This window comes from Streptomyces sp. NPDC058985 (genome assembly GCF_042740985.1).
Classification (GTDB): Bacteria; Actinomycetota; Actinomycetes; order Streptomycetales; family Streptomycetaceae; genus Streptomyces.
The window spans coordinates 301,628-310,685 of sequence record NZ_JBHYJX010000002.1 but is presented as its reverse complement, the minus strand read 5'-3'; the positions used below and the strand labels follow the sequence as shown (position 1 = coordinate 310,685).

Here is a 9,058-nt window from a genome sequence, read left to right as displayed (position 1 = left end):
GTGTTGTTTTTTTTTTTACCCGCGCGGGGGCGGGGGCGCGGGGGCGGGGGCGCGCCCCGCGGGGGGGGCCCCGCCCGCCCCCCCCCCCCCCCCCTCGTCACTTCTCTCGTCGCGGTGCGCGGTCCGTCAGAGCATTCCGTTGTTCATGCCCGCGGACCCGGCCAGCCAGACGACCGCCAGCAGCGTGTCGATGGCTCCCAGCGCGAGGGCCACCACAGCGGGCGCCGGGCGCGAGCCCGCCCAGCTGCGTCCCATGGCCCACCAGCCGCAGACCATCGCGACGGGGCCCAGGATGATGCCCAGCGTGAAGAAACCCGCCACCGCGCACACGACTCCGATGATCCCGAGCGTCGCCCGGTCCGGCCCGGTCCGTGCGCCTGTCCGGCCACGTGAGCGGGGGTACCCGCGCGATCCCTGTCCGAAGCTCGCCATCATCAACTCCCTCGATTCCTCGTGGAGTTCGGGTACCCCCGCACGGCGCCTTATGCCTGCCAAGCGCGCTGCCCCCCTCCAGCAGCGCGCCGCGGCATGCCGTCCTCCATGTCCTGCGGAGGACTTGACCCACTGTGACCTGCGCGGCCCGCCGGAGGGGAGGGTTCGCCGGTCCTGTCACCCTGATGGGCGAACGGGAGCCGGCGGACCGTCAGATGTGCCCCATGCCGGCGCCGCCGTCCGCGTTCACCCCGCGCTTGGTGAGGAAGGCGACCCCCACGGCCACGACCGCGACGCCGGCGGCCACCAGCGAGGCCAGGCTCATGCCGTCGATGAAGGTGTTGTGGGCGACGTCGGCGATCTTCGCGGCGATCTGCTCCGGGGTGCCCGGGGCCACCGGCGGGACGCCGACCTGGACCGCCTCGGAGGCCTGGTGGGCCTGTTCCGGCGTCAGTTCCGGAAGTCCCGCGGCCGCCCAGTTACCCGCCAGGTCGCTGTCGACCTTGGAGGCCATGACCGCGCCGAGGACGGCGGTGCCGAGGCTGCCGCCGATCTGCATCGCCGACTGCTGGAGACCGCCGGCCACACCGGACAGCTCCATCGGCGCGTTGCCGACGATGACCTCGGTGGCGCCGACCATGACGGGCGCGAGGCCGAGGCCCAGCAGGGCGAACCAGATCGACATGACGGCGCTGCCGGTGTCCGTCTCCAGCGTGGAGATGCCGTACATGGCGATCGCGGTGCAGACCATGCCGCCGGCCAGCGGGACGCGCGGGCCGACCTTGGTGATCATCGCACCGGCCAGCGGCGAGGCGACGATCATCATGGCGGTGAGCGGCAGCAGGTGGAGACCGGCGTCGACCGGGCTCATGCCGTGGACGTTCTGCAGGTAGAAGGTGACGAAGAACAGGCCGCCCATGAAGGCGATGGCCATCAGGACCATCAGGACCACACCGGCCGACAGCGGCACCGAGCGGAACATCGCCAGCGGGATCAGCGGCTCCTTCACCTTGGTCTCCCACAGGGAGAACAGGACGAAGCCCACCACCGAGCCGCCGATGTACAGCCAGGTCTCGCCGGAACCCCATCCCCACTCGGGAGCCTTGATGAGTGCCCAGACGAGGGCGAACATCGAGGCCGACAGCAGCGCGATGCCGAGGAGGTCGAAGGAGCGCGGCGCGTTCTCGGCCCGGTGGTCCAGCAGGATCATGACGCCGAGGACGACGGCGAGGATGCCCACCGGCACGTTGATGAAGAACACGGACTGCCAGTTGACGTGCTCGACCAGCACGCCGCCGAGGATCGGGCCGCCCGCGGTGGAGGCGCCGATCACCATGCCCCAGATGCCGATGGCCATGTTGAGCTTCTCGGCCGGGAAGGTGGCCCGGAGCAGGCCGAGCGCGGCCGGCATCAGCAGGGCGCCGAACAGGCCCTGGAAGACACGGAAGACGATGACCGCGGCGATGCTGCCGGACAGTCCGATCGCTCCGGAGGAGGCGGCGAAGCCCGCCACGCCTATGAGGAAGGTCTGCCGGTGCCCGAAGCGGTCGCCGAGCTTGCCCGCGGTGATCAGGGCGACCGCGAGGGCGAGGAAGTAGGCGTTGGTGATCCACTGGACGTCGGCGAGGCTGGCGTCCAGGTCGTTCTGGATGGCCGGGTTGGCGATCGCCACGATGGTGCCGTCCAGGGCCACCATCATGACGCCGACCGCGACGGTGACGAGGGTGACCCACGGATGGCCGCGCAACCCCTTGGCGGGCGCGGAACCCGACGGGACGCCGTCCCCCGGTCCGGTCTTGTCGATGGTGGTCTGACTAGTCATACGGGGAGGCTAATGACAGCCACTGACAGTTGACAAACCAATTCACGTGTCAGTAACTGACATGTCATCTGCGTATAGCCTGAACTGCGGAAACAAACCGCGGCACCCTGGTGGAGGAGCGAACTTTTGGGCCTGCGGGAACTCAAGAAGCAGCGCACCCGGGACCTCCTGCTGCGCTCCGCCCTCAGGCTGTTCACCGAGCGCGGGTACGAGGAGACGACCGTCGACGACATCGCCGACGCCGCCGACGTCTCGCAGCGCACCTTCTTCCGCTACTTCGCCTCCAAGGAGGACGCGGCGTTCTTCGTGTCGCGGCTCGCGGAGTCGCACTTCGTCGAGGCCGTCCGCGCGCGCCCGCCCGGGGAGGCGCCGCTGGACGCGCTGCGCCTCGCCCTCGTGGAGAGCTGGAGCACCATCGGGGAGGCCGTCGAGCGGCTGATCCCGATGGAGCTGCACCTGCGCTTCTACCGGGTGATCGAATCGACGCCCGCGCTGCTCGCCGCGCATCTGCGGCGCGCGACGGAGCTGGAGGAGGAGATCGCCCGCCTCATCGCCGACCGCGAGGGCCTGGACGTGGAGGAGGATCCGCGGCCGCGGGTGGTCGTGGCCGTCTTCGGCGCGGTGATGCGGGTGACCGAACGGATCTGGTCGGCCCGGGACGACGCCGGTCTCGCGGCGCTGCGCGACCTGACGGCCTCCTATCTGGACCAGGTGGCACCGGCGCTCACCGGCGACTGGCGGGAGCGCCCGCTCGCCGAGCGTGCCGGATCAATCTCGCAGCGCAGCAGCGAAACGTGATCCGTGTCACTGGATTCACGCGAGACCGTCCCGTTCTCCTAGTGTGTCCTCCCAGTGACTTCCTTCGACACCTCCCCGCAGCTGAACGTCTGGCGCGCGCTGCTCGCCCTGGCCGTGGTGTTCGTGATGCTGGCGACCACCGGCTGGACCGCGCTGCGCAACCAGCGGGGTCCCACGGCGCTCGAGGCGTCGGTCTCGGCCTGGGAGCACGGCCGGGTCGGCGGGCGGTCGCTGCCCGACGCGCACACCGCACCCGCGCGGCTGGCCCGCTTCTTCGCCTCGCTCGGCGAGTGGCAGCGCGAGAGTCTGGCCCGCCGCTATCCGCTGGCCGTCGGCAACATGAACGGCGCCCCCGTCCAGCTGCGCTACCTCGCCAACCGGACGGCGATCGAGAAGGCGCGGTCGGTGGAGCGCGGGCGGATGCACGACAAACGCCTGTCCCTGTCCGGCCAGCGCGAGGCCGCGAAGCGCATGAACCACTACGACTCGCTGCTCGCACCCGGCCGGCACATCCTCGCCTTCGACCCGGCGGGCGCGGGCAAGGTCGCCGAGGTGTTCGGGAACCTCGACCACGCTGAACGCGTGTCCGTGGTGGTGCCGGGTGTCGACACCGAGCTGGTCACCTTCGAGCGCACCGCACGCAAGTACTCGGCACCCGTCGGCATGGCCGAGTCGCTGTACGAGGCCGAGCGCGCCGCGAGCCCCGACACGCGGACGGCCGTGATCGCGTGGGCCGACTACACCTCCCCCAGCGGCCTCGGCATGGAGGCGGCCACGGCGACCCGCGCCGAGCAGGGCGCCGTCCGGCTGAACGGGCTGCTGCGGGCGCTGCCCGGCCGGGCCCCGGTCTCGCTGTTCTGCCACAGCTACGGCTCGGTGGTGTGCGGCCTCGCCGCCGACACGCTGCCCCTGCGGGTGACCGACATAGCGGTGGCCGGCAGCCCCGGGATGCGCGCCGAGAACGCCTCCCATCTGCACACCTCCGCCCGCGTGTGGGCGATGCGGGACACCGACGACTGGATCGGGGACGTGCCCTACCTGGAGGTCGGCGGGCTCGGGCACGGCGCCGACCCGGTGTCGGCCGCGTTCGGGGCGCGGGTGCTGTCGGCGCGCGGCGCCCAGGGGCACAGCGGTTACTTCGTGCCGGGCACGGAGAGCCTGCGCAACTTCGCGGAGATCGGCGTTGGCGCATACCGCACGGTCGCCTGTGCGGGAGAAGGTGACACATGCCGGGCGGGTTTGTCCGTGGCGACGGCGGCCGGACGCGCGTAGAGGCGGATAAATTCCGGTTTGCACGGGGAGGGGACGGAGAGGCTCGTGCCGCATACGATGAGCCGCATGGGTGACGTACTGGCCGGATTTCATGCCGCCTGGGAGTTCGAGTCCGACTCCGTGCTCATCCGCTACGAACGGGGGATTCGAACACCGAAGCTCTTTCAGGCCCTGGGGGAACGCCGGGTGCCCCTGGAGGCCATCGCCGGCGTGACGCTCACGCCGGGCCGGCGCGGCAGCGTCGTGCTGCGCGTCGAACCGCGCGAGGGCGCCGATCCGCTGATCGAGGCGGCGGCCGGACAGCTGAAGGAGGGCTGCGACCCGTACCGGCTGGTACTGCCCGCCGAGCGGGAGACGCTGGCGGAGTACTACGCCGACGAGCTGCGCGGACTGCTGGCCGACTCCGCGGCGTCCGAACCGGCGGACCGGTACCTGGTGGCCGCGCCCGACGCGCCGCTGCACTTCAAGGCGTACGACGGGAAGGCGTCCTTCGACGGGAAGGCGGTGTCCTTCCGGTGGTCCTGGACCGGCGCGTCCTCGGCGAAGTGGAAGGCCGGCGACCAGAGCTTCCCGGTCGCCGGCCTGGGCGGGGTGGAGTGGCGGTCCCCCGAGGTCTTCGAGGGGTATCTGCGGCTGCTGCCGCGCGACGCCGCGGGGGCCGCTCCGCAGGCCGACCAGGACCCGGCGTCCGTCGTGTTCGGGCTCGGGTACGGGCCTGTGCACGAGTCGCTGCCGTTCGCCGCGGCGGTGTTGGCGGCGGTGCGGGAGCGGGGCGCCGGCGCCCCCGTTCCGGTTCCGGTGCCGGCGCCTCGGCGGGATCCCGCGGACATCGCCGAACGGATCCGGCATCTCGGGGAGCTGCACCAGCAGGGGCTGGTGACGGACGAGGAGTTCTCCTCGAAGAAGGCGGAGTTGCTGGCGGAGCTTTAGCCCGGCCGGCGCCGGCGGGGACGTCCGGCGTCCTCGTAGAAGCTGATCTTCCGGTCGAGCACGGCGAGGGTGTCCTGGAGTTCGGTGATCCGCGTCAGTACGTCACGGCGCGTCGACTCGAGGAGTTCCCGCCGGTCCAGGTAGGTGCTCTCGCCCTCCCGCACCAGCTCCGCGTACCTGACCATGTCGGCGACCGGCATGCCGGTCATGCGCAGCTTGCCGACGAAACCGAGCCAGTCCAGGTCGCGGTTGCTGTAGCGGCGCTGGCCGGTGTGCGAGCGGTCGATGTGGGACATCAGACCGATCCGCTCGTACCAGCGCAGGGTGTGCGCCGTCAGCCCGGTGAAGGCGACGACCTCGCTGATGGTGTAGTGGTCCTCTCCGTCGGGGCGCGGGTGGCGCGGGGGCGGAGCGGAGCAGATGTCTGTGCTGGTGGCGTTCGGCGCGAGCGGCTCGGCCGTGGTCTGCATCACCGTCATGCCCTCCACGCTATGACCTTGGAGTGCACTCCAGGCAAGCGACGGCTTCGGGAGGAGAGGAAAACCGCGGGACACGTGACGGGCGGGGTCACTAGCGTGCGGGCATGAGTCCCGTACGCCGTGCCGCCGCCGAGGACGCGGAGGAAGTGCTCCGTCTGCGCCAGGTGATGATCGACGCGATGCACTCCGCGTCGCCCACCGACTGGCAGGCCGCTTCCCTACCGGGCCTGAAGTCCCGGCTGGCCGACCCGGACGGGGAGTTCGCGGCGTTCGTCGTCGACCACCCGGAGCGGCCCGGCACGCTGGCGGCGCTGGTGGTGGGGACCCTGGAGTACCGCATCGGCGGGCCGGACCGGCCGCCCGGCGGACTGATCGGTTACGTGTTCAGCGTGGCGACCGACCCGGACGCCCGGCGTCGCGGCTACGCGCGCGCGTGCATGGACAAGCTGCTGGAGTGGTTCCGCGAGCGGGGCGCGAGCCACGTCATGCTCACCGCCTCCGAGGACGCCGAGCCGCTGTACGCGTCGATGGGCTTCACGCGGGACACCACCCCCTCGATGAGGCTGCACCTCTGAGCCGCTTAGGCTCGGTGGCATGTCCTTGAAGAGCCTCGCGTTGATCGAGAACTGGCCGGTCCCCACCGCCGCGGCGGGCGTCGTCCGGGCCGACGGCACGACCCTGGGCACCCACGGCCCGGTCGCGCACCGCTTCCCCCTCGCCTCGGTCACCAAGCCGCTCGCGGCCTATGCGGCGCTGGTGGCGTACGAGGAGGGCGCGATCGAGCTGGACGAGGCCGCGGGCCCGGCCGGGTCGACCGTCCGGCACCTGCTCGCGCACACCTCGGGGCTGGCCTTCGACGAGCACCGGGTGACCGCCCCGCCCGGCGAGCGCCGGCTCTACTCCAACGCCGGCTTCGAGCAGCTCGGCGACCACATCGCGAAGGCGGCGGACATGCCGTTCGCCGAGTACGCGCGGCAGGCGGTCCTGGAGCCGCTGGGCATGACGTCCACGGCCCTGGACGGCTCCCCGGCCAAGGACGGCGTCTCCACCGTCGAGGACCTGCTGCGGTTCGCCGCCGAGGTGCAGGCACCGCGCCTCCTCGACCCGCGCACGGTCGCCGCGGCGATGACGGTGCAGTACCCGGGCACGAAGGGCGTGCTGCCGGGCTACGGCCACCAGAACCCCAACGACTGGGGCCTCGGCTTCGAGATCCGGGACGGCAAGTCCCCCCACTGGACGGGCGCCTCGTCCTCCCCGCGCACCTTCGGCCACTTCGGCCAGTCGGGCACCTTCCTGTGGATCGACCCGGACGCCGGCCTCGCCTGCGTCGCCCTGGCCGACCGCGCCTTCGGCCCCTGGGCGACCGAGGCGTGGCCGGCTTTGACGGACGCGGTACTCGCCGAGGTCTAGGCCATCTCCCACAGGAGCAGCTCGGCCGCCGTCACCGCCACCGCGTCCATCCCCTCGGCGTCCGTGATCCGTGCCGCGTCCCCCGGCCCCAGCGCCTCCCCGCTCAGCGTCACCTCGCCCCGCACCACGTGGACGTACACGTACGCCCCGTCCGGCACCGCCGTCCGCTCCCCCGCCCCCAGGCGGCGTACGTGGAGCATGGCGGCGGCCTCGGGGACGGCGTACGGGGTGGAGTCGGCGATGCCGCGGACGATCTCGTAGGCGGGGTCGCCGCCGGGGTCGCGGGGGGCCAGCCACATCTGGACGAAGGTCAGGGGGACCGCGGCGTCGTTGCGTTCGACGTGGCGGACGCCGCCCGCGGAGCTGAGGCGCTGCACGTCCCCGGCGCGGACGACCGTCTCGTGGCCCGCGGAGTCCCGGTGGGTCAGCTCGCCCTCGACCACCCATGTGACGATCTCCGTGTGGCTGTGCGGGTGCTCGTCGAATCCGGCGCCGGGCGCCAGGCGTTCCTCGTTGCAGGCGATCAGAGCCCCGAAGCGGAGGTTGCCGGGGTCGTAGTGGGGGCCGAAGGAGAAGGCGTGGCGGGAGGCGATGCCCGCCGCCTCGTCACCCCCGGGATAGCGCTCGTCGGCGCGCCGTACGTCCGTCACGACGTCCACGGTAGACCCGGCGGCGCGTGCTCCCGTCCCGATAAGGCAGTCTTGTCCCGTGCCCGAACCCGAAACCAGCAAGCCCGAGCCCGCGGCGCACGCCGTCCATTCGCACACCGCGACGCTGAAGCGGCTGGAGCAGTCCGCCGGATCGCTCGCCGCGCAGGCCATCGCGCGCATGGACGAGACACTGCCGTGGTACCGGGCGATGCCACCGGAGAACCGTTCCTGGATCGGGCTGGTCGCCCAGGCCGGCATCGCCGCCTTCACCGAGTGGTTCCGGCGGCCGGACGCGCCCCAGGCCATCTCCACCGACGTGTTCGGCACCGCGCCGCGCGAGCTGACCCGCGCGATCACGCTGCGGCAGACCGTGGAGATGGTGCGGACGACCATCGAGGTGATGGAGTCCGCCATCGACGAGGTCGCCGCGCCCGGCGACGAGTCGGTACTGCGCGAGGCGCTGCTGGTGTACGCCCGGGAGATCGCCTTCGCGACCGCCCAGGTGTACGCGCAGGCAGCCGAGGCACGCGGTGCCTGGGACGCGCGTCTCGAGTCGCTGGTGGTCAACGCCGTGCTCAGCGGGGAGGCCGACGAGGGGGCGGTGTCCCGGGCCGCCGCCCTCGGCTGGAACTCGCCCGACCACGTCTGTGTCGTGCTCGGCACCGCGCCGGACGGCGACTCCGAGCTGACCGTCGAGGCCATCCGGCGCGCGGCCCGGCACGCCAAGCTCCAGGTACTGACGGGGGTGCTCGGGGACCGGCTGGTGGTCATCGCCGGGGGCCGCGACGACCCGCTGGCGGTGGCCAAGTCGCTGATCGGGCCGTTCGCTCAGGGGGCGGTCGTGGCCGGTCCCGTGGTGCCGGACCTGCTGGCCGCGACGCGGTCCGCGCACGCCGCCGCCGCCGGGCTCAAGGCCTGCGCCGCCTGGGAGGACGCCCCGCGGCCGGTGCTCGCGGACGATCTGCTGCCGGAGCGCGCGATCGCCTCCGACCCCGCGGCCCGTGAGCAGTTGGTGGAGGAGATCTACAGACCGCTGGAGGAGGCCGGGGCCGCGCTGCTGGAGACGCTCAGCGTCTATCTGGAGCAGGCGAGCAGCCTGGAGGGCGCTGCCCGGATGCTCTTCGTTCACCCGAACACCGTGCGCTACCGGCTCCGACGTGTGACTGACGTCACCGGATGGTCACCCTCTGATGTACGGTCTGCGTTCACACTGCGGATCGCGCTCATCCTGGGGCGTCTGGCCGATGGAGATCCGCAACTCTAAG

Annotated in this window: 10 protein-coding genes; 6 read left to right on the top strand and 4 right to left on the bottom strand. The window is 72.0% G+C overall.

Features of this window, described 5'->3' with window-relative positions:
* Positions 1 to 126 precede the first annotated feature (126 nt).
* Both ACFW01_RS03040 and ACFW01_RS03035 read right to left on the bottom strand, forming a co-directional pair.
* Positions 127 to 435, bottom strand: a complete 309-nt coding sequence (locus tag ACFW01_RS03040) for a small hydrophobic protein (RefSeq protein ID WP_234954678.1) — start codon at positions 433 to 435, stop codon at positions 127 to 129.
* A gap of 208 nt (positions 436 to 643) precedes the next feature.
* Entirely contained in the window at positions 644 to 2,254 is a 1,611-nt protein-coding gene (locus tag ACFW01_RS03035) for an MFS transporter (RefSeq protein WP_234954290.1), read from the bottom strand.
* Positions 2,255 to 2,380: 126 nt separating this feature from the next.
* On the opposite strand from ACFW01_RS03035, the gene ACFW01_RS03030 reads away from it, so the two are divergent.
* The 3 genes from ACFW01_RS03030 (at position 2,381) to ACFW01_RS03020 (ending at position 5,254) form a co-directional block, all read left to right on the top strand.
* On the top strand, positions 2,381 to 3,052 hold the full coding sequence (locus ACFW01_RS03030) for a TetR family transcriptional regulator (RefSeq protein ID WP_234954292.1): 672 nt from the start codon (positions 2,381 to 2,383) through the stop codon (positions 3,050 to 3,052).
* A 54-nt stretch (positions 3,053 to 3,106) separates the two neighbouring features.
* Complete coding sequence (locus tag ACFW01_RS03025; protein ID WP_234954294.1) at positions 3,107 to 4,324, top strand: alpha/beta hydrolase; 1,218 nt, start codon at positions 3,107 to 3,109, stop codon at positions 4,322 to 4,324.
* 66 nt (positions 4,325 to 4,390) lie between these two features.
* The gene (locus ACFW01_RS03020; RefSeq protein ID WP_234954296.1) at positions 4,391 to 5,254 is read left to right on the top strand and encodes a DUF4429 domain-containing protein; all 864 of its coding nucleotides are present in this window, start codon (positions 4,391 to 4,393) and stop codon (positions 5,252 to 5,254) included.
* Here ACFW01_RS03020 and ACFW01_RS03015 read toward each other — a convergent pair.
* Positions 5,251 to 5,733 carry a MerR family transcriptional regulator gene (locus tag ACFW01_RS03015; protein WP_234954298.1) on the bottom strand — a complete coding sequence of 161 codons (483 nt, stop codon included), beginning with the start codon at positions 5,731 to 5,733 and terminating at the stop codon, positions 5,251 to 5,253. The two genes, ACFW01_RS03020 and ACFW01_RS03015, sit on opposite strands and share 4 nt — an antisense overlap.
* A gap of 104 nt (positions 5,734 to 5,837) precedes the next feature.
* Between ACFW01_RS03015 and ACFW01_RS03010 the strand changes: the two genes are divergently transcribed.
* A complete protein-coding gene (locus ACFW01_RS03010) occupies positions 5,838 to 6,308 on the top strand; it encodes a GNAT family N-acetyltransferase (RefSeq protein ID WP_234954300.1) in 471 nt (156 codons plus the stop codon).
* A gap of 19 nt (positions 6,309 to 6,327) precedes the next feature.
* Complete coding sequence (locus ACFW01_RS03005) at positions 6,328 to 7,143, top strand: serine hydrolase domain-containing protein (RefSeq protein WP_234954302.1); 816 nt, start codon at positions 6,328 to 6,330, stop codon at positions 7,141 to 7,143.
* Here ACFW01_RS03005 and ACFW01_RS03000 read toward each other — a convergent pair.
* Positions 7,140 to 7,793 (bottom strand): pirin family protein, encoded by a 654-nt coding sequence (locus tag ACFW01_RS03000; protein WP_234954304.1) that lies wholly within the window; start codon positions 7,791 to 7,793, stop codon positions 7,140 to 7,142. The two genes, ACFW01_RS03005 and ACFW01_RS03000, sit on opposite strands and share 4 nt — an antisense overlap.
* A gap of 58 nt (positions 7,794 to 7,851) precedes the next feature.
* On the opposite strand from ACFW01_RS03000, the gene fasR reads away from it, so the two are divergent.
* A complete protein-coding gene (gene fasR, locus ACFW01_RS02995; protein ID WP_234954306.1) occupies positions 7,852 to 9,057 on the top strand; it encodes a fatty acid biosynthesis transcriptional regulator FasR in 1,206 nt (401 codons plus the stop codon).
* Position 9,058 lies beyond the last annotated feature (1 nt).